A 17,942-nucleotide genomic window follows, 5' to 3' on the forward strand; every position below is an offset into this window, starting at 1 on the left:
CGGCGCACTCTGCTCCGTGGGCGTCGACGTCAACCCGCCGTCAAACCAAAGGATGGATGAACCATGCTCAAGATCGCTGTCGTGGCGTTGGGAAAGATCGGGCTGCCGCTGGCCGTCCAATTCGCCAGCAAGGGTCACCAGGTCGTCGGCGTCGACGTCAACGAGAAGGTCGTCGAGTTGGTCAATGCCGGGCAGGAGCCCTTCCCCGGCGAGGACCAGCTTCAGGAGAAGCTCTCGGAAGCGGTGGCCAACGGCACGCTGCGCGCCACCACTGACTATGCGGACGCCATCCCCGGCGCGGACGCCGTGGTCCTGGTGGTCCCACTGTTCGTGGACGAAGTGGCCCGGCCGGACTTCGGCTGGATGGATTCCGCCACGCGTGATCTGGCCGTGAACCTCACGGCCGGCACCCTGGTCTCCTATGAGACGACCCTGCCGGTGGGCACCACGCGGACCCGGTGGCAGCCGATGCTCGAAGAAGGATCCGGCCTGACCTCGGGCGAGGACTTCCACGTGGTCTTCTCTCCCGAGCGTGTCCTGACCGGGCGCGTCTTCGCGGACCTGCGCAAGTACCCGAAGCTCGTCGGTGGACTGGACGCCCGGGGTGCCGAGCGCGCCCGGGCCTTCTACGAGTCGGTGCTCGACTTCGACGTCCGAGAGGACCTGGACCGCGCGAACGGCGTGTGGGACCTGGGCAGCGCTGAAGCCGCCGAAATGGCCAAGCTGGCCGAGACCACGTACCGCGACGTCAACATCGGCCTGGCCAACGAGTTCGCCCGCTACGCCGGGGACAACGGCATCGACATCTACCGAGTCATCGAAGCCTCCAACTCGCAGCCGTACAGCCACATCCACCGCCCCGGCATCGCCGTGGGCGGACACTGCATCCCCGTGTACCCGCGGCTGTACCTCTGGAACGATCCGGCGGCAGACATCGTCCGCACCGCCCGCGCCGTCAACGCCGGAATGCCTGCCTACGCCGTCGGCATGCTGGCCGGGGCCCACGGATCGCTGAGCGGCCAGAAGGTCCTCGTGCTCGGCGCGGCCTACCGTGGCGGTGTCAAGGAGACGGCCTTCTCCGGGGTCTTCGCCACCGTCCGTTCACTGGAGGAGGCCGGCGCACAGGTCAGCGTCCACGATCCTCTGTACACGGACGAGGAGCTCACCCGCCTCGGGTTCTCCCCGTACCAGTGGGGCGATCGGGTGGATGCGGCGATCATCCAGACCGATCACGCGGAGTACAAGGAGCTTTCCGCGGACCAGCTCCCGGGGATCGCCACCCTGGTGGACGGCCGCAATATGACCGATCCGGCCAACTGGACCTCAGTGGCCCGCCGCGTCATCGGAGTGCCCGCGGAGGCCGGGGCCGATGTCTGAGATGACTGATCGCACCACCCCTGAGGACGAGGCGTACAGCGTCGCCCCGGGCGCCGATGTCTCCGCAGACGCGGTCATCGGGGCCGGCACGAAGATCTGGCACCTGGCCCAGGTCCGCGAGAAGGCCCTGCTCGGGTCGAACTGCGTGGTCGGCCGGGGAGCGTACATCGGCACCGGGGTGACGGTGGGCGAGAACTGCAAGATCCAGAACCATGCCCTCGTCTACGAACCGGCGCACCTCGACGACGGAGTGTTCATCGGCCCCGCCGTGGTCCTGACGAACGACACCTACCCCCGGGCCATCAACCCGGACGGAACCCAGAAATCGGCCTCCGACTGGGACGCCGTCGGGGTGTCCATCGGTCGTGGTGCGGCCATCGGGGCCCGGGCCGTCTGTGTGGCGCCGTTGACGATCGGAGCCTGGGCACTCGTGGCCGCGGGCTCGGTGGTGACGCGTGACGTACCTGACCACGCCCTGGTGGCCGGGGTTCCCGCCCGCCGCCTCGGATGGGTCGGCAAGACCGGGCGGAAGCTGGAGCCGTCGGCGACGGAACCCTCCGTCCTGGTGTGCCCGGACACGGGCGAGAAGTATCGCGAGGACGGCGACGCGATCGTCGTCCTGGACGGAGAGGAACCGAGAGCATGACCCAGGCAACACCCGATTTCATCCCCCCGGCCAAGCCGATCATCGGCGACGAGGAACGCGCCGCCGTCGACCGTGTACTCCAGAGCGGCATGGTCGCCCAAGGACCGGAGGTGGCCGCCTTCGAGGCTGAGTTCGCCGATGTCCTGGTGGCCGGACGCCCCTGCGTCGCGGTGAACTCCGGCACCTCCGGACTCCACCTCGGCCTGCTGGCCGCCGGCATCGGCCCCGGCGACGAGGTGATCGTCCCGGCCTTCACCTTTGCCGCCACCGGCAACGCCGTGCGCCTGACCGGGGCGACCCCGGTGTTCGCGGACATCGATCTGGACACCTACTGCCTGGAGCCGGCGAGCGTCGAGGCCTTGGTCACGGACCGCACGAAGGCCATCATGCCGGTGCACCTCTATGGCCACCCGGCCCCCATGGACGAGTTGGGACGGATCGCTGAGACCCACGGCCTGATGGTGTTCGAGGACGCGGCACAGGCCCACGGGGCGGCGTGGAACGGGCGACCAGTCGGGACGTTCGGGGCCTTCGGCATGTTCAGCCTGTACCCCACCAAGAACATGACCAGTGGCGAGGGCGGCATGGTGTCCGTGGACAGCGAGGCCATGGGCCGGGGTGTCCGTCTGCTGCGCAACCAGGGCATGGAACGTCAGTACGAGAACGAGGTCGTGGGCTTCAACAACCGCATGACGGACCTCCACGCCGCGATCGGCCGGGTCCAGTTGACGAAGGTGGGCGCCTGGACGCGCCAACGCCAGGAGAACGCGGCGTTCCTCGACGCCGGCCTGCGCGGTGTCACCACCCCCGTGGTCCGCGAAGGCGCCGTGCATGTGTACCACCAGTACACGGTGCGACTGTCCGAGGACCTGGCCGGTGCCCGGGGTGCGATCCTGGACCGGCTCAAGAACGAGTTCGGCGTCGGTACCGGGGTCTACTACCCGATCCCCACCAACGAGCTGCCGTCATTCCAGCAGCCCGCGGACCTGCCCCACACGAAGATCGCCGCGGCGACCGTCTTCTCGCTCCCGGTCCACCCGTCACTGACGCGGGAGGACCTGGAGCGCATCGTCGACGGCGTGAACACCGTCGTCGGGGAGGCGCGCGCATGACCATCCGCACCGGACTGATCGGGCTGGGCATGATGGGCCGCCACCACGCCCGGGTGATGCGAGAGATCGAGGGCACCGAGCTGGTGGCCCTGGCCGACGCGATCGGGGACCCGCACGGCGTCGCCGACGGACTGCCCGTGTACTCGACCGTGGAGGAACTGATCGGGTGCGGCGTGGACGCCATCGTGTGTGCCGTGCCCACCGGCCTGCACGAAGAGGTTGGCCTGGCGGTGGCCGAGGCCGGCATCCACATCATGGTCGAGAAGCCGATCGCCGCGTCACTGGCAGCCGGTGAGCGATTGGTGGAGGCATTCTCCTCCCGCGGACTGGTCGGCGCAGTGGGTCACATCGAACGCTTCAACCCGGCCCTGCAGGAACTGCGCCAGCGGATCGACGACGGCCAGCTGGGCCGCATCCTGCAGATCTCCACCCGGCGCCAGGGGCCGTTCCCGGCCCGCATCGCCGACGTGGGTGTGGTCAAAGACCTGGCGACGCACGACATCGACCTGACGGCCTGGTTGGCGCGGTCCCGTTTCGCCTCCGTCTCCGCGCACACTGCCCGGAACGCCGGGCGGGAGCACGAGGACATGGTGGTGGCCATCGGCCGATTGGACAACGGCGTCATCACCAATCACATCGTCAACTGGCTGTCCCCGGTGAAGGAGCGCACGACCGTGGTCACCGGTGAGAAGGGCGTGCTGGTCGCCAGCACCCTGACGGCAGACCTCACGTTCTACGAGAACGGCAGCGTTCCCACCGAATGGCAGCCCGTCGCGAACTTCCGAGGGGTCACCGAGGGGGATGTCATCCGGTACGCCTTTCCCAAGAAGGAGCCGCTGCGGACCGAGCACGAGGCATTCCGTGACGCGATCCTCGGCGAGGACAACCGGCACGTCTCCCTGGAGGAGGGGCTGGAGATCCTCCGTGTGGCCGAGACGATGCTCTCCACCGGTCCGGATCCGCAGAATGAAAACCAGACGGCCCCGGAGGGGGCATGAACTTCAAACGTGCCGCCCGCCAACAGCTCCGACGGGTCGGGTCCTCCCTGCCCCCGTCAGTGAAGTCCTCGGCACGGAGGTCGCTGGACCTGCTGCCGGATGAGCTGTCTGCCCGAGTCCGACGGGCGGTACTGCCCGGCCAGGCGCGCGGTGGCGAGGAGAATGTCAGCCAATTGCTGTCCGTTCCGCCCGAGTTCGTCGGCACCACCTACGGCGAGCATGAGGTCCTGCCGATGCTGGCCCTCGAGAACTCGGTGCTGCGGCAGCGGCTGACGGCGGCGCTGGACGAGTTGGACACCCTGCGGGAACCAGAGGCCCAGTATTCCGGGACCCTGAGCGCCGGTCCCGACCTGGATGAACCCGAGGGACCCACAACCGAGGAACTGGCGGACGAATACCTGTCTGGACAGACCCTGCGCCCGGGGGCCCCGAGACATCTGGTGATCGCCAACGACTACCCGGACATCGGCCGGGAGTACGGGAACGGTTTCGTCCACCGTCGCCTCCTGCACTACATCGACTCCGGCATCGACGTGGACGTGGTGCTGGCCGCACCGTCCCAGGAGCGGCGCATCTACACCTTTGACGGTGTGCGGGTGCTGGTGGGACGCGGACCGGAGATCGCGGCCGTGCTGTCCCGCCAGGAGTACCGAAGTGTCAGCGTGCATTTCCTGAACGCCTTGATGTGGCGCCATCTGGTGCCGTTCCTGCCCGACCTCGATCTCCACGTGTTCCTGCACGGGTACGAGTGCGACCGATGGATCCGCCGCGTGTTCAACTTCGGCAAGGGCACGGACCTGGAACGGGGTATCGACCGCACCCTGGCACTGCAGCGCTTCTGGCGGAGCGTGGTCCGGCATCCGCACGGGCCGGCGTCGTTCATCTTCGTGTCCGAATGGTGGCGGCGAGCTGTCACAGATGACATGGGACTGGTCTTCCCGGCCAACCGGTCCAGGATCGTCCACAACTTCATCGACACGGAGTTGTTCGATTACGTCCCGAAGGACGAGGACCAGCGGTACAAGTTGTTGTGGGTGCGCAATGCCGGCAGCCGGAAGTACGGAAACGACATCGCGGTCCAGGTCCTGGAGCGACTGGCCACGGGCCCGCACTGGCATCGGATCGAGGCGACGATCATCGGTGACGGGAAGTACTTCCACGAGTTCGAGGATGCCCTCGGCCACCACCCCAACGTGACGATCCAGCGGCGCTTCGTCTCGCAGGACGACGTGGCGGCACTCCACAAGGACCATGGCATCTTCCTGGTCCCGTCCCGATTGGATTCGCAGGGGGTCTCGCGGGACGAGGCCATGTCCTCCGGGCTGATCCCGGTGACGAACGCCGTGACCGCCATCCCCGAGTTCGTGGACGAGGACTGCGCCATCCTGGCCGGCGAGGAAGAGGTGGACGCACTGGTGCGGGGCCTGAACCGAGTCCTGTCCCGCCCCGCGCTCTTCACGCGCATGTCCCGCGCCGCCTCCGAGCGGGCTCACCGGCAGTGCGGGGCCGATGCCACCGTTCGCCGTGAGCTGGAGCTGATGGGCCTGACTGAACCGACGAAGGGAAACCGCCGCCGATGAGCACGGTATTGCTGCTGACCCGGAGCCCGGGGCCCGCTGAGGCCCAGGTGTTCTCGTCCCTGCGCGACTCAGGGCACGAGGTTCACGTCTTCGACGTCAATGGCCAGTGGTTCCGTGGCGGTGACAGGGTACCGCTGTGGATGAAGGGATATCGTCTGCGCCGGAGCGCCCTGGCGACGTCCTACATGACGCAGTTCATCGAGTCCAAAGGCGTGGACCGGGTCATCGCCCTCGGCCTGGAGGCGGCGGCGTTCGCGGCCGAGAACGTGGTGGTTCCCTTCGTCCCGTGGCTGGTGCGGGGAAGCCTGGACTTCTCCAGTGCCCGCACGGCCCTGGCCGAGGATTTCGCGACTCTCAACGCCGCGACCGACCGGCTGCTGTTGGATGACGAGTGGGAGATGGACAAGTCAGGGGCCAAGGGCTCCACCGTTGCGCACCTCCTGACGCCGCTGCTGCTCGGTGACGGCCAGCCGGTGTTGTCGGCCGGGGCCGGGACACGCGTCGCACTGATCCATCCGCACGCGATGGACGCCGGCCGGGTGGAGACCTACCGGGAGAACCTCTCAGCCGCCCTGGACGGAGCCGACGTCGTCCCGGTGGAGGCAGAATCCCTCTACCGCGGCCGGGACCTGTCCCGGGGCCGTCTCCTGGCCCCGACCCTGAGGGCGCGGCTGGAGGGCCACTCCCATGCCGTGTTCGTGGGGACGTCCCGCCACTATGCTGCCCTGCTCGGGAGCCTGACGGGCCAGTGGGACCGGGTCATCGTGGAGGAGACCATCGGCAACGGCAATCTGGTCCGGGACCTGGGGTTGCCGCGGGCGGCCCGCGGGCTGCGGATCTCGGCCGAGCTGCAGCGGATGGTATCGGGCGGGACCCCGGACCCCGTCGCTGAACGCACGGCATCTGCGCGGACCATCGATCACGACGATGACCTGCTCTCCGCGCTGGACCGGATCATGGGTCGGGCCGTCTCCCGCGACTTCGAGGAGCTCGCGGCACTCCAGGGGACGGGCCCGTTGGACGTCTTCTACTCCGTGGCACCTTTGCAGGACCGAACCAATGGGGCCCGGCCGCAGCGAATCCGCAACATGGCCGAGGCCTTTGACCGTCCCGAAGCAGCCATCCGCCTCTACTCCAGCGGCGGTGGCTTCCGCCGGCGCGCGGCGGCCGTGCGCCGTCTCATCGCCGAAGGCCGCCCGTTCGGGGTGTTCTATGGCGAGAACTCGACCTCCCCGATCGCGTCCACGGACGCCGTGGATGACCTCGAGCGCCTCATGGACGAGATCCGCCAGGCGGGCGGCCGGTGCGCATGGTTCGTTCGCGACCTGCATTGGCTCGACGAGGTGGATGGATACCTCGATGATGAGGAGATGCGCAGCGAGCTGACGGCCCGCGGCCTGCAGGAGCTGCGGCAGATCGGTGACCGTGCCGAGATGTTACTGGCCCCCAGCGAGGCCTCCGGAGACGGGTTCAACCGGCTCCTGACCACCCACGGGGAGACGGCACGCGCATGGGTGCCCCTGCCGCCCGCAGTGGCCGAGGCGAACGTCGTGGATGCCGGAGGTGTCCACCCCGTGGCCGAGGGGACGACCCTGCTCTATGCCGGCGGCATGAACAGCGTCTACGGCATGGACGACTACCTGGCGGCCGTCAGTGATGGCGGCACGGAGTATCTCCTCGATTTCGTGGTCCGGGAGGAGGAGGCCGACTACTTGCGCACCTGCCTGGGCCGTCACGGGTTGCTGGGCCAGGATCGGGTGCGGATCCTGACCGTCCCGCTCGACCTGTACCGGCCGAGAACGGCGGTGTGTCTGGGTATCGTTCTGCTGGACAGCGACTATGCGCGGTTCAGCTTCCCCTACAAGACCGTGAGCATGATCGAGCGAGGGTTCCCGGTCCTGTGCTATCAGGACATGGGAATTGCGGACTTCGTGCGAGAGAACCGTGTCGGCCACGGCTGTGAGCGCACCCCTGAGGCGATACGCGAGGGCATTGAGCGCCTCGTGTCGGAGGGAGCGCCGGGGCTCGACCACACACGGACGAGCGAGACCTGGGACCGCCGCGTCCGCACCGTGCGTGAAGGCCTCGCCGCTCAGTCCTGACGGCGTCGTCGGGCCTGGAGGGTCGGACCTCGTCGGGGCCAAGCCTGATGGGCCGGGCCCCGACCGCCTTACCTCAGACCGTCCAGCACCGTCATGATCCGTTGCACCGTGAGCCGGCCGTCGTGGACCGATTCAGCGAAGGCGCGGCCAGCGATGTCGAGACCATCCAGCTGGCCGCTGGCGTGCGCCCCGGCCAGGTCCATCACGGTCTCAACCACGCTGCTCGGGTCTGCGGCCACCAGGGGGCTCTCGCGGAGGTCGAGTCCACAGGGCGGAGTGCCGGCCCGGCCGACGACTACGCGGCCAGCTGACCAGGCCCAGGCCGCCGCCTCGCTGTAACCTCCCGTCGACAGGGTGTCCACGACGATGTCGGAGAAGACGGCATCTGAGGGATGGAACCTCTTGGCTCGGGGACGCGCCACCCGGAAGCCGGCCGCCGTCGCCGTCTTGTCCAGGGTGTCCAGTGACGCCAGCTCCTGCGGGGAACGAAGCGCCGGGATGATCAGGATCTGCGGCGGGCGGCCGTCCGCCTGCGCAGTGGCCACGTTGTCCGCGAACGCCCGTGGGCCGGCCAGCGGCGACGGTACCCAGTGCACATCGGTCAGGATCTCGGCCGCCACCGCGTCCGTGGTGAAGAGGGGGATACCGACGTCCTGCAGCTCCAGCAGGGGGCGGGAACCACGGTGCACCTGGCGGCGGTACCGCGTGAGCTGCTCTGTGCTCCACTGGGCCAGGGGATGGTGCGGATGGGCGCTGAGGAGCAGACGTGGATCCACAAGGGGGGCCGAACCCGTCCAGATCCCCACCTTCTTGCCGCGTGCCAGCAGGGAGCGCATCTCCGAGGAGACGGGCCCATCGTCTCCACCTCCGGCGGAGGTCCAGCCCGCGTAGAGGACCACATCGGCATGACGATTGATGGCAGACCACGTTGCGAGCACCTCAGGAAGGTCAGCGTCGCCCGCCGTCTCGCTGGGTTCCAGCCCGATGTGCGTCACCGCGGAGCCGCCATGTCGAACCCAGACCTGAGCCAGCGGATCACGGTCGGCGGCACCGACCAGATCGAGCGCTGAGCCCGCTGCTCTCTCCACCGATCCGGCGCCGGCATCCGTCGCGTGAACCGGTGGCTGGGTCACGCACAGCCGCGTCCACGTGTGGATCAGGACCTGTTCGGCGTGGTCCCAGGTCTGCAGCGTGCGGACCTCTCCCTCGTGGACCGCCCGGCGGAATCCGTCGACCCCCTCCAAGAGCCGACGGGTGGCCGCGGCGAGATCGGCGGGGTCCTCAGCCGCGTACACGGTGCCGATGGCATGATCCCGGACGAAGGCAGCCTGGGCCCTCATGTCGCTGACGATGACGGGAAGTCCGGCTTGGACGTACTCGCTGATCTTGGTGGCGATGGCCAACTGGTGAGCCGGAGTGGACAGGAGTGGACTGATGCCGGCCGTCGCCGATTCGATGTACCAGGTGACCGAGGAGGAGGGCACATAGTCCTTGAGGTGGACCCGATCGGCGACACCGAGCTGTTCGGCTCGTTCCATGATGCGTTGCCGGATCGCGACGTCTCGGGACCCGATGAAGGCAATGTGGGTATCTGGCAACAGGGAAAGAGATTCCACCATGATGAGGACGCCGCGACGCTCACTCATCTTGCCGACGTAGACGAACAGAGGAGTCTCAGGACCCAGCCCGCACTCCTCGCGGATCGGCCGGCGGACTGCAGGGTCCATGGGCGTCCGGGTCACGGCCGGAGCATTGATGACCGTCCCGGGACGCTCCTTCAGACGGTGCCGCTGCTGCATTCGGGTGGCGAGCTCGTCGGAGACCGTGAGCACTGCATCGGCGTGGTGGATCAGTTCGGCCTCGGCGGCGAGCCATCCGGTCCGGGCGGCGGCCGGACCCGGCAATTCCTGACCCGGAAGCCACTCATGGGCGTCGTACACCCACGGCACGTCCTGGCCTCTGGACCTCTGCCAGGCGGCGTAGGCCGCGGCCCCCGGCAGCGGGTGGCGGTCATGCACGTGGATGATGTCCGGCTTCAAACGCTGGAGAACGTCCAGGAAGGCATCCTCGTAGTCGGCGATATGCGGCCAGACCCGTCGCCAGCCGCGCGGCAGGGCTGCCAAGGCACGGTCACGCACCTGACCGACAGCGTCGGCTGCCCGCGTGGCACGGTCGTCAAGCTGTTTCTCGATCCGGGTCCTCACGGCGTGGGTGGCTCGGTCCAACCGGTCAACGGTGGAACGGATGCTCCACACCGGCGTATCCCGCGCCCGGCCCCAGACGGCCAGCGGGTCATCGTCGTCCGACCACCGTCGGGGCTTGACCTCCTTCCACTGACCCGAGGTCACGTGGCGGGCGAAGTCCGCGGGGATCCGGTAGATGGGAATCCCTGAGTACTCGCCGATGTGGAACGTGCTTCGGTGCCTCGTGCCGACGATCGTCACCCGATACCCCGCCTTGACGGCGCTGAGGGCGCTCTTCTCCACCCGGGAGTCACCGACCACATGGTTTCCCACCAGCATGACCATGTGGGGTCGGAGGGCGGACTCTCTCGGGGCGCTGTCGGTCACGCGGGTACTCCTCTATAGATTCGAAGGCGAGCGGTTGCTGGGCTCAGATGGTTTAGCACTAGTTCAGCAGCGGGCATGTGGATCCGTCCTTCTCAGACCGTCCATATGCCGTGCAGACCCGCAACGGCCATCTTTCCACCGTAGATCGACTCGGCGAAATCCCGTCCCTGCCGACGCGTCTCCGCCTCAGTCTCACCATCCAGGGCATGTGCCAGGTCCAGGACGGTGTCGACGATGTCGTCGACGGACGATTCCAACAGGGGTGGAGTCGGTACCGTCAAGAGAGGGGAGTCCGGGCTGGTTCTCAGCGACTCGTCGAGGTGCCCGACGACGAGCCGGGACGCTGACCAGGCATGTGCGGCACTGTGGCTCCATTCCCCAAGGGTGATCGCATCGACGACGATATCCGCGTGACCGGCCTGAGAGGGATCGTACCGGGAGGACCGGGGGCGTCGGACCGAGAAGCCGTGTCGCGCGGCGTCCTCCACCAGCCGATCGAGTTGTCTGTTCTCGGCTCGTGACCGGATGGTCGGCACGATGAGGATCCTCACCGGGGCCTGGGCATCGTCGCCCGCCTCGCCCGGTGATGACGGATGAGGCGGTGACAGGAAGGGGAGGGGGGCGGGAATCCAGTGGACTCCGGGGAACATGAGCGCGTTGCGCTGGCTGGAGGTGAAGAGGGGGATGCCGTGCTCCAGCATCGTCAGGAAGGGGCGGGCCTGTTTCAGGGCCTGCCGTCTGTATCGCCCGAAGACCTGCGGGTCCCAATCGCTGAAGGCGTGTCCGGGGCGGTCTCTCAGGACCGCCGCATCCACGAGGGGCGCCTCCGTCAGGACGCCGACCTGCTTCTGGCGGCGTTGCAGAGAGAGCATCTCGGACAGGGATCCGCCGTCGACGTCCCCATGCGCACTGGACAGTCCGCAGTACAGTGCCGCATCGGCGTACTGGTCGATCTCGAGCCAGGAGTCCAGGGCCTCCGACATCGGCTGGCCGTCTCCGTCAGCCTCGGTGGTGGAGCCGGCAAGACAGCGGGCATCACCGGCAAACCGGGACCATGCCTCGGCCCACGCCTCGGGCCAGGGATCGGCGGCTGAAGCACCGACCACGACGAGGGTGGGATGCCGCCCGACCAGTGGCTGCGATGCGGCGGCGTCGACCGGGGCTGCTGAGCGGGGGTCGGCCGGAGGGGGCTGTACCGGGCACAGGGAGTGCCATGTCGCCGCCAAGGCCGTCTCGTTTCCCTCCCAGGTCTGCGAGGCAAGGAAGTCCGGATCCCGGACGGCGCGGCGATACGACTCGTGATCGTCCAGGAGGCGGTGGAAGGCGGCCGCCAGAGAGGTGGCGTCTCCGGCGGTGAAGAGAGTGCCCACTCCGTGGTCCGTGACGAAGGCGGACTGCGTGTCCAGGTCGCTGGCGACGACCGGCAGACCGGCCTGGGCATACTCACGCAGCTTCGTGGGCATCGCGAGCTCATGAGCCGGGTAGGGCATCAGGGCGCTGACACCGCAGGTCGCCGACTCGATGTACCAGGTGACGGAATGGGACGGAACATAGTCCAGGAGGTGCAGCCGTTCCCTCACACCATGCGTCATGGCACGGTCGTGCAGCTGCTGGCGCACCGTGGCGTTCTGCGAGCCGACGAACGCCACGTGGACGCCCGGCATCTCGGTCAGGGCATCGACGATGGTGAAGACCCCTCGGTGCTCGGCCAGCATGCCCACATACACCAGCAGGGGCGTCTCCGGGTCCACGCCGCACTCCTCCCGCAGGGGGCGGCGTTGGTCCGGTGGGAGGGGTTGCCGGGTCCTGCGCGGGGCGTTGATGACCGTTCTCGGACGTGCATCGAGCCGGTGCCGGGCGTGGAGCTCGCCCGCCACATGGTCGGTGACGGTGATGACGGCATCAGCAGTGCGGATCAGCTCGGCTTCCAGGGCGACCCAGGCCGTCTTGGCTTTGGGAGGCCCGCCGATGATGGTGCCGGGCACCCATTCGTGGGCGTCGTAGACCCAGGGTACCGGGGTCCCCGCAGCCCGTTGGCGTGCGGAGTAGGCGGCGGCCCCGGCCATCGGATGCCGGTCATGGGCATGGATGATGTCTGGTTTCAGCCGGTGGAGGGCCTCGAGGAAGCCCTCCTCGTAGTCCAGTGTCTGCGGCCAGAGCGTTCGCCAGCCCCCGGGCCGGCCGGCCTGAATGGAATCCCGCGCGGTGCGGAATCGCTCGGCCCACGAGTGGTTCAGGCGCTGGGTCATGCGTTGCAGGGCCCTGTTCGCCCGGTTCAGGAGGCTCGTGCCGGAGGCCTTGGGTGCTCTGCTGCTGTTCCGTCGCCGGTTCTCGACCGTCCACGCCTTGTGCCGCGTGAAGTCCAGGGGGATCCGATAGATCGGAATGTGCTCGTAGTGGTCGACGCGAGAGGTGCTGGCGTTCCCGACCCCCACGATCGTCACGCGATAACCCGCCCGCACGGCGCTGAGGGCGCTCTTCTCCACCCGGGAATCGCCCACCACGGGATTGGCCACCAGCATGGCCATGTGGGGCTTCTCGACACGCGACACGTCCGTGGTCATGCGGGATCCTCCACACGGCGCCGCCCGAGGACCACATCGGCGAGCTCCGGCAGGACGCGCGATGCGGCGAACCGTTGCGCGACCAGCTGACGTGCCTCCGTCGCCTCAACCTGCCACTGGGACAGGTCGTGGGTGGATTCATAGATGGAATCTGCCAGCGAGACGGCGTCCGGGGCCAACCAGCGGAGGGGATAGAGCAGGTCGGCGCCGGGCCAGGACAGAGAGCGAGGGAGCACCCCGTGGGCGGCTCCGTCCGGGAGCGTGAAGTGGAAGGACTCGAAATCACTCGTGGACAGGGCGGTTCCGATCCGGCTGAACCAGGCGTCCATGTCCGGGCCGAACGGCTCGAAGCCCACCGCCGCCCCCAGGAGCGGATCGTTGTCGATCCGCGCGAACTGGTCCCGGAAGTAGTCGCGCTCAGCGGGGCGATCGGCCATCCACGGGTACTCAGACGGCCTGCGGCCCTTGATGCTGAGGGTGTAGCGGTCGTCGGTGGAACGCAGCCGACGCAGGACATCGAGGGCCGTGTGGAGGCCCTTGCGGGACGGGACGATTCCCACCAGGCCGAGCCGGAACCGGCGCTCTGGCTCCACGGGGCCCTCGGGTGCCCCGGGTATGTCGACGGCGTTGGGCACCACCAGGCTTCGCGCAGCCGGCCAGGTGAAGTCGCGGACCACCTGACGGCGTAGATGCTCGGACACGAAGACCGCGGCGTCGATCCGATCGGCTCGGATCCGGGCGGGGAAATCTGTGGCGGCCTCCTGAAGGTGGAGACGAACGGTCAGCCGGGTGCCGTCCGGGACGTGGCGCGCATACCAGACCGCATTGCCCAGGGCCCATTCACACAGCACGGCATCGGCCCAGCCGGCGAGGCCCCGGCTCAGGCGCGGATCGTGGCGTTCGTGCCCGGCCCACTCGTCCAGCCGGACCTCGTGCCCTTCGCCCCGGAGGTGCTCGATCAGTCCGCTGGCGAATTTAAGGTCGTGCCCCGCGACCACCACACGGCGTCGCTCAGTGCCGACCACGAGCCCCGAGGAACGGGGGCGCTCAGGCCATGGACCGGGCACCGGCTCCAGCACTGTCGGATCGGCGCTGACGAGGGTATGGCGTGCTACCCGGCCGGCGACCCGTCGGTCGGAGGGCTGACCAAGATCCCCAGGCAGTGGTGCGGGGGCGGCATGGGGCAGAAGGGCCACTCCGGCGGCACCGGCCTCACGCGCCCAGGGCGACTGCAGGGGATCCGTGCCGGCGGGGACGGCGACGGCGGCGCACAGGCTGAGCAGGTCGGCGCGGCGTTCGCTGCCGGGGTCGTCGAGAACGAGACAGCCGCGGTGTGCCCCGGCATCCCGGAGCGATTGCGCCACATCGACAGCAGAGCCGTCGGTCACCACCACGAGGGTGTGCGGTCCGCGGCCGGCGTCCCCAGTGTCCGCAGCGGCACGGTCGGCGACGAGGGCCGCGGCGTCGGTGGTGTCGAAGCACCCGTCGCCGCCGGCCGGCGGATGTGTCCGGCTGACGTATAGGGCGAGCAGGTCAGAGGAGCGATCGCCGCCGTCGTTCCTGTTTCCGGTGTCTCCCCACAGCCAGCGGGCCAGTCCCCAGGCGGGCGGCAGGGGTATCACGCGGTTGCCGAGGGGCGCTGTCCGTCCGGGGGAGTCCTGCGTAGCCGGCCAGACGTCGTCGGGAACGCCGATCCGTCCGGCCCGGTCCCAGCGAGCACGCCTGCCGGTCAGGACGGCATCAGACCATCGCGACCCCACGGTCTGTGCGGCGCGGCGGAGGCGGGTGGCCGCGGCGCGGGCCGGACGAGTCATGGGCAACCGGTCACGGAGTGGCCGAGGACGGGGAGCGTTGGTCATTCCAGACGATCTCGGTGCGGACGAGTTCGCTGCGGCACTTGTCCCGGAGATCGGCGGCCTTCTTGTCATGCTTCTTGCCCATATGGCCGGCGTACTCCTGGTAGCGGCCAGTGACCTCCTCCGGTGTCCCGTCCATCAGCAGCTCGCCACGTTCGATCCAGATGGCCCGGGTACACATGTCGCGGATGGTGCCGAGGGAGTGACTGACGAGGAAGACGCAACCGGCCTGCTCGCGCAGCACATTGATGCGTTGGCGGGTGCGTTCTCGGAACTGGGCGTCACCGGTGTTCAGCGCCTCGTCGATCACGAGGATCTCCGGGTCCACGCTGGTGGCGATGGCGAATTGCAAGCGGGAGGCCATGCCGGAGGAATAGGCCTTGAGCGGCAGATGGAGCGAGTCCTTCAGTCCGGACAACTCCACGATGGAATCGAACTTCTCATCCGCCTGCGCCCGCGTCATGCCCATGGCCAGGCAGCCCAGGACGATGTTGTCCTCCCCGGAGATCTGCGGGACGAGGGCAGCATTGACCCCCAGCATGACGGGTGTGTCCGTGGCGTAGACGGATCCGCTGGTGGGGGCGAGCTGGCCGGTGACCAGTTTCATCAGTGTGGACTTGCCCGAACCGTTGGTGCCGATCACCCCCACGCTCTCGCCGTGCTCCACCACCAGGGACAGGGGCTTGAGTGCTTCGAGATGGGAGATCTCGACTCCGGACCCGGCGCGACTGAGCCGGTCCCGCAAGGTCTGGTGCCGTGGGGCCGGCCGGATCGACCGCACCACATAGGTCATGGCGGCGGAGTCGATCACCACGGCCGCCTGGACCGAGGGCGAGGTGACCGCACTGGAGGCGACCTCTGCTGCCGTCATCACTTCTCCTGTCCGTAGCTTTCCTCGGCCTGCCAGAACAACACGGTCCCGACGACCAGCAGAACCAGGGTCCACGCGCCGAGGACGAGCCATCGGTTCGGGTCCGGCCAGGTGTCATACAACAGACTGTCGCGGGCGATCTCCAGGATGCAGTACATCGGGTTCAAATGCATGATGAAGAGGATCGTGGGGTGGTCGGCGAAACGGTCGATGCTGAAGAAGACGGCGGACAGGTACAGCCAGATCCTGGTGCCGAAGGTGATGAGGTTGGTCACGTCGTTGAAGCGGGTGACCAGGCGGGCCAGGATCAGACTCAGACCGAGGTTGAACAGGAACTGCACCCCTACCAGCGGGATGAAGAGCAGCCACTTCCAGGACACTATTTCGAGCGGGGGGAAGGCGAGGATCAACACGAACATCGTGATGAACGCAGGTATCTGCACCATGAGTTCCCGGACGTTCACGGCCAGGGCCAGCGTCGCCCGGGGAAAGGAGAAGGCTCGAACGACGGAGCGGTTGCTGATGATCGCCTTGGATCCGCTGGTGATCGCCGAGGAGGTGAAGCGGAACATGAACACGCCGATGATCAGGTAGGCGATGAAGTTCTCGATGCCGCGGCCGGTCCCCAGGAGCAGGCCGAAGACGAAGAAGTACGTGGCGCCGTTGAGGATCGGGTTCAGCACCAGCCAGATCTGGCCCAGCGAATTGGTGCTGTTGCCCCCGGCGATCCGTGATTTCGAGTCGAAGAGGACGAAGCTCCGGAACTCCCAGATCTGGCGCAGGTAACGCCACAGGCTTGGCCTGGCGCCGACGCGGATCAAACCGTTCCGATCAAGGGCGATCGTGCGGGTTCCGGAGTCCCCGGTGTCTTCGGTGGTGTTCACCTAGGTCCTTCCGTTCAAGTGTGGCTCGCGCCATCCTGCCGGCGCGGCAACATGGCTGACGCCGACGGACAGTATAGCAACGCAGACCAGGCAGTCCGTGGGACGCGGACAGCGTCGACCGGGTCACGGCGGGTCAGAACCCATAGTCTGCCCCGTAGGCTGGGAGGCAACAAACGGCGGGCCATCACCCGCACCGGAATGAGGAGTGCGTACACACCGTGAACCAAGGACAGTTGAAGATCATGCCGATCTACGGCACCCGCCCGGAGGCCATCAAGATGGCTCCCATCATCAAGGCGCTGCAGGAGTCGGATGACATCGATTGCGAGGTGGCGGTCACCGGCCAGCACCGGGAGATGTTGGATCAGGTCAACGAACTCTTCGGCATCGCCCCGGACCACGACCTCAACATCATCCGTCCCCGCCAGACGCTCAACGGTGTGATGACGCGGACCATCGACGGCCTGGACGCCCTCTTCGAGCACGTGAAGCCGGACGCGGTGGTGGTCCAGGGTGACACGACCACCTCGACGGCTGGCGCGATCGCCGCGTTCTACCGGGGCATCCCCGTGGTGCATGTGGAGGCAGGCCTGCGCAGCTTCGATCTCTTCTCGCCCTTCCCGGAGGAGGCGAACCGCAAGATGACCACCCAGGTGGCCAGCCTCCACCTTGCCCCCACCACGACCAGCCGGGACAACCTGCTGCGCGAGGCGGTCAACCCCGACGACATCGTGGTCACCGGTAACACGGTGATCGATGCGCTGTACGAGGTAGTGGAGAAGGCGGTGCCGTTCTCCGACCCGCAACTTCAAGAGCTAGCGGACAGCGGACGCCGTCTCGTGCTGGTGACCACGCACCGGCGTGAGAACCAGGGCGAGGCGATGCGCGGCGTCGGCCGGGCCCTGGCCCGGTTGTCGGAGCAGTACCCGGACGTGGACTTCGTGCTGCCGGCCCACCGCAACCCGGTGGTCCGGGAAGCCATCCTCCCGGAGGTCGAGGGACGGACCAACGTGATCGTGACCGAGCCGCTCGCCTACGGCGAGTTCACGCACCTGCTGTCCGTGGCCCACGTGGTCCTCACGGACTCCGGCGGCGTGCAGGAGGAGGCGCCCGGTCTCGGCAAGCCCGTCCTGGTCATGCGTGAGAACACGGAGCGTCCCGAGGCCGTCACCGCCGGAACGGTGAAGCTGATCGGCACGGACGAGGAGCGTGTTGTCACCGAGGTCTCGACCCTGCTGAACGATTCCGAGGCCTATGCGGTCATGGCCAACGCGGTGAACCCCTACGGTGACGGCCGCGCCGCGGTGCGCACCGTGGCAGCCGTGCGGGCCCTGCTCGGTCGCGGGGAACGCCTACCGGACTTCGCCGACTGACCATCCATC

12 protein-coding genes are annotated in these 17,942 nt (G+C 68.0%); 7 read left to right on the forward strand and 5 right to left on the reverse strand.

All coding sequences use genetic code 11. From position 1 onward, the window contains the following. Positions 1–63 precede the first annotated feature (63 nt). From ABD134_RS02840 to ABD134_RS02865, 6 genes are read left to right on the forward strand one after another with little or no spacing between them, the layout of a single operon-like run. Positions 64–1,377: a nucleotide sugar dehydrogenase gene (locus ABD134_RS02840; RefSeq protein WP_344226537.1), complete on the forward strand. Its 1,314-nt coding sequence runs from the start codon at positions 64–66 to the stop codon at positions 1,375–1,377. A gap of 1 nt (position 1,378) precedes the next feature. Continuing rightward, positions 1,379–2,023, forward strand: a complete 645-nt coding sequence (locus tag ABD134_RS02845) for an acyltransferase (protein ID WP_344226539.1) — start codon at positions 1,379–1,381, stop codon at positions 2,021–2,023. Then, positions 2,020–3,135, forward strand: a complete 1,116-nt coding sequence (locus ABD134_RS02850) for a DegT/DnrJ/EryC1/StrS family aminotransferase (protein ID WP_344226540.1) — start codon at positions 2,020–2,022, stop codon at positions 3,133–3,135. Before ABD134_RS02845 ends, ABD134_RS02850 begins: the two co-directional genes overlap by 4 nt. Then, positions 3,132–4,133 (forward strand): Gfo/Idh/MocA family oxidoreductase, encoded by a 1,002-nt coding sequence (locus ABD134_RS02855; protein ID WP_344226541.1) that lies wholly within the window; start codon positions 3,132–3,134, stop codon positions 4,131–4,133. The genes ABD134_RS02850 and ABD134_RS02855 overlap by 4 nt, the downstream gene beginning before the upstream one ends. Continuing rightward, positions 4,130–5,713, forward strand: a complete 1,584-nt coding sequence (locus tag ABD134_RS02860) for a glycosyltransferase family 4 protein (RefSeq protein WP_344226542.1) — start codon at positions 4,130–4,132, stop codon at positions 5,711–5,713. The genes ABD134_RS02855 and ABD134_RS02860 overlap by 4 nt, the downstream gene beginning before the upstream one ends. Continuing rightward, positions 5,710–7,815 carry a hypothetical protein gene (locus tag ABD134_RS02865; protein WP_344226543.1) on the forward strand — a complete coding sequence of 702 codons (2,106 nt, stop codon included), beginning with the start codon at positions 5,710–5,712 and terminating at the stop codon, positions 7,813–7,815. The genes ABD134_RS02860 and ABD134_RS02865 overlap by 4 nt, the downstream gene beginning before the upstream one ends. Positions 7,816–7,883: 68 nt before the next feature. Here ABD134_RS02865 and ABD134_RS02870 read toward each other — a convergent pair whose 3' ends face one another. From ABD134_RS02870 to ABD134_RS02890, 5 genes are all read right to left on the reverse strand, one after another. After that, complete coding sequence (locus ABD134_RS02870; RefSeq protein WP_344226544.1) at positions 7,884–10,385, reverse strand: glycosyltransferase family 4 protein; 2,502 nt, start codon at positions 10,383–10,385, stop codon at positions 7,884–7,886. 92 nt (positions 10,386–10,477) lie between these two features. Further along, positions 10,478–12,949, reverse strand: a complete 2,472-nt coding sequence (locus tag ABD134_RS02875; protein WP_344226545.1) for a glycosyltransferase — start codon at positions 12,947–12,949, stop codon at positions 10,478–10,480. Beyond that, complete coding sequence (locus ABD134_RS02880) at positions 12,946–14,763, reverse strand: glycosyltransferase family protein (RefSeq protein WP_344226547.1); 1,818 nt, start codon at positions 14,761–14,763, stop codon at positions 12,946–12,948. The genes ABD134_RS02875 and ABD134_RS02880 overlap by 4 nt, the downstream gene beginning before the upstream one ends. A 10-nt stretch (positions 14,764–14,773) precedes the next feature. Beyond that, positions 14,774–15,676 carry an ABC transporter ATP-binding protein gene (locus tag ABD134_RS02885; RefSeq protein ID WP_344226549.1) on the reverse strand — a complete coding sequence of 301 codons (903 nt, stop codon included), beginning with the start codon at positions 15,674–15,676 and terminating at the stop codon, positions 14,774–14,776. Next, complete coding sequence (locus ABD134_RS02890; protein ID WP_344226551.1) at positions 15,676–16,560, reverse strand: ABC transporter permease; 885 nt, start codon at positions 16,558–16,560, stop codon at positions 15,676–15,678. The genes ABD134_RS02885 and ABD134_RS02890 overlap by 1 nt, the downstream gene beginning before the upstream one ends. Positions 16,561–16,802: 242 nt before the next feature. Here ABD134_RS02890 and wecB point away from each other — a divergent pair, with 242 nt between their 5' ends. After that, positions 16,803–17,933, forward strand: coding sequence for a non-hydrolyzing UDP-N-acetylglucosamine 2-epimerase (gene wecB, locus ABD134_RS02895; RefSeq protein WP_344227627.1), 1,131 nt, complete (start codon positions 16,803–16,805; stop codon positions 17,931–17,933). Positions 17,934–17,942 lie beyond the last annotated feature (9 nt).

The sequence above is a fragment of the Citricoccus alkalitolerans genome (genome assembly GCF_039528175.1).
In the GTDB taxonomy this organism is placed as follows: Bacteria; Actinomycetota; Actinomycetes; order Actinomycetales; family Micrococcaceae; genus Citricoccus; species Citricoccus alkalitolerans.

Bases quoted from the DNA above. Each gene is read 5' to 3' on its own strand.
- ABD134_RS02855 (WP_344226541.1), top strand. From the start codon at position 3,132: ATGACCATCCGCACCGGACTGATCGGGCTGGGCATGATGGGCCGCCAC.
- ABD134_RS02850 (WP_344226540.1), top strand. From the start codon at position 2,020: ATGACCCAGGCAACACCCGATTTCATCCCCCCGGCCAAGCCGATCATC.
- wecB (WP_344227627.1), top strand. From the start codon at position 16,803: ATGCCGATCTACGGCACCCGCCCGGAGGCCATCAAGATGGCTCCCATC.
- ABD134_RS02840 (WP_344226537.1), top strand. From the start codon at position 64: ATGCTCAAGATCGCTGTCGTGGCGTTGGGAAAGATCGGGCTGCCGCTG.
- ABD134_RS02865 (WP_344226543.1), top strand. From the start codon at position 5,710: ATGAGCACGGTATTGCTGCTGACCCGGAGCCCGGGGCCCGCTGAGGCC.
- ABD134_RS02860 (WP_344226542.1), top strand. From the start codon at position 4,130: ATGAACTTCAAACGTGCCGCCCGCCAACAGCTCCGACGGGTCGGGTCC.
- ABD134_RS02875 (WP_344226545.1), bottom strand. From the start codon at position 12,949: ATGACCACGGACGTGTCGCGTGTCGAGAAGCCCCACATGGCCATGCTG.
- ABD134_RS02845 (WP_344226539.1), top strand. From the start codon at position 1,379: ATGACTGATCGCACCACCCCTGAGGACGAGGCGTACAGCGTCGCCCCG.
- ABD134_RS02880 (WP_344226547.1), bottom strand. From the start codon at position 14,763: ATGACTCGTCCGGCCCGCGCCGCGGCCACCCGCCTCCGCCGCGCCGCA.
- ABD134_RS02885 (WP_344226549.1), bottom strand. From the start codon at position 15,676: ATGACGGCAGCAGAGGTCGCCTCCAGTGCGGTCACCTCGCCCTCGGTC.